This is a genomic window from Brumimicrobium salinarum, assembly GCF_002844555.1.
GTDB lineage: Bacteria > Bacteroidota > Bacteroidia > Flavobacteriales_D > Crocinitomicaceae > Brumimicrobium > Brumimicrobium salinarum.
Window position 1 is genome coordinate 1 of sequence record NZ_PJNI01000060.1, and the last position, 609, is coordinate 609.

Here is a 609-nt window from a genome sequence, read left to right on the forward strand (position 1 = left end):
AATGGTTACTACATCGGAAGGATGTCAAGCAAGTATTTCAAAAAGTGATTTTGTAGAAGTTTATCACAATCCAATCGCTGATTTTTATTTTATGCCCGATACACCAAACGTACACAACCCGATTGTTGACTTTAATAATACATCGCTTTACGCAGATGAATTCACATGGTATGTTTTAAATGATACATTAACGGAAGTTAATCCGAGATATGAATTTCCCGCAGAAGCAGATCACCATAAAGTTATGTTAGCGGTAGCAACTGAAGAAGGATGTGTTGATACGACCTTTAGAAAAATAGAAGTTTTGGATAAGATTGTTTTTTATGTTCCCAACACATTTACGCCTGACCAAAGAGGACCGAATGAAACATTTATGCCTGTTTTTACTTCAGGGTATGATCCAAACGATTATCATTTTAGTATTTACAACCGATGGGGAGAACGAATTTTTGAAACCAGTGTGCCGAATTCAAGTTGGGATGGTGTAGATCAACGAAATGGAAAAAACGTACCCGAAGGCACTTATGTTTGGAAGATTGAATTTAAAGAAACAATGTCCACTACACGCCATGTAGAATATGGACATGTGAATGTTTTAAGGTAAAAAAA

The 609-nt window shown here is 35.8% G+C and carries 1 protein-coding gene; it reads left to right on the forward strand.

The features are described 5' to 3' along the window. Positions 1-604, forward strand: a 604-nt coding sequence (locus CW751_RS15130; RefSeq protein WP_101335849.1) for a T9SS type B sorting domain-containing protein, incomplete at its 5' end; no start/stop codon positions are given. Positions 605-609: the final 5 nt, after the last annotated feature.